Source organism: Xenorhabdus sp. IM139775, from assembly GCF_028598745.1.
Taxonomy (GTDB): domain Bacteria; phylum Pseudomonadota; class Gammaproteobacteria; order Enterobacterales; family Enterobacteriaceae; genus Xenorhabdus.
In genome coordinates, this window is record NZ_JAQRFK010000178.1 from 1 (window position 1) to 1,597 (window position 1,597).

A 1,597-nucleotide genomic window follows, 5' to 3' on the forward strand; every position below is an offset into this window, starting at 1 on the left:
CCGCCGTCTCCTTAGTGGCGGTTATAGAGCAGCAGGGGCGGAAGTTAACCCCGCGCGGCAAGGATATGATCGTGCTGTGCCCGTTCCATCAGGAAAAAACCCCGTCGATGGTGATCACGCCATCGAAGAACCTCTATCACTGCTTTGGCTGTAACGCGGGCGGCTCGGTGCTGGACTGGGTGATGCAAACCGAAGGCTTGAGCCTGCGTCATGCGGTTGAGTGGTTGCGGGGCACGCTGGGCGAAAATCCGGCGGTTCAGCCGCTGGTTGAGTCTCCCGAATCGCCGTTGCTGGCTGAGAATGAAGCCGGGCGGCAGGCGCTGCTGCACCGGGTGGTTGAGTTTTATCACCATACCCTGCTCAACGTGCCGGAGATGCAGGCGTTCCTGAGCGCACGGAAGCTCAACCATCCTGAACTGGTCGCCCATTTTAAGCTGGGCTTTGCCAACCGCACGCTGGGCTATCGGTTGCCCGCCAAGCAACTGAAAGCCGGCGCCGAAATCCGCGCCCGCCTGCGATCGGTCGGGGTATTGCGGGAGAACGGGCGTGAGCACCTGCGCGGCTCGCTGGTTGTGCCGGTGATAACGCCGGAGGGGCAAATACGGGAACTCTACGGCCGCAAAATCTGCGATCGTGTACGACCGGGTACACCGTTACATCTGTACCTGCCGGGGGAACATGGCGGCGTCTGGAATGAAGCGGCACTGATGGCCTCAAAAAGCCTGATCCTGTGTGAAGCGCTGATCGATGCGATGTCGTTCTGGGTTGCCGGGTATCGACATGTCACCGCCGCTTATGGCGTGCATGGTGTGACAGCCGATCACTGGCAGGCGTTTGAACGTTACGGCACTAAGCAGGTACTGATTGCCTTCGACAATGACAGCGCAGGCAATGAAGCGGCGGTGAAACTGGCGGCCGCACTGGCTGAGAAAGGGATCACACCGTTGCGGGTGATGTTCCCGCCGGAGATGGACGCGAACGAGTACCTGTGCCAAATGGCAGAGCCGGAAGCGGCTTTCGGCCTGTTGTTGGAGAGCGCGATGCCGATGTTAACGGCCGTCACCGCGCGTGCAGAGGCGGCACCGTCAGCCCCTGCGCCTGCTTTGACGGCCCCGGTGACAGTGCAAAACCCCACGCCCGGCCTTGTCTGGGAAGCCGGGGCAGACGGTGAGCTTAAGATCTCACTGGACAGCCTGCGCTGGTGCATCCGGGGGTTGGCTGGCGTGAAAGCAGGCGCGGTTGCCCTGAAACTCAATGCGCAGGTTATTGATACGCAAAGCGGCGTCATGTTCCTGGATGGGATTGACCTGATGAGCGCCCGCAGCCGTCAGGGCTATGCGCGGATGGCCGCCGCTGAACTGGGGCTGGCTGAGGGGGAACTCCGCCGTGCCTTGGGACAGGTGTTACTGGCCTTTGAACAATGGCAGCAGCAGGGAGAAAGTTCGGCAGCGGCAACGCCTGAACTGGACGAGGCCGAGCGGGAAGCGGCGCTGGCCTTGCTGCAAGACCCGAACCTGACAGCGCGCATCACGCAGGATCTTGCCACCTGCGGCGTCGTGGGGGAATCAACCAACCTGTTAGCCGGCTTTTTGGCGGC

General features: G+C 61.8%; 1 protein-coding gene. It reads left to right on the forward strand.

What is annotated here, in order from left to right; translation table 11 throughout:
• A partial coding sequence (locus PSI17_RS16760; RefSeq protein WP_273553041.1) for a toprim domain-containing protein occupies positions 1–1,597 on the forward strand: 1,597 nt, incomplete at both ends.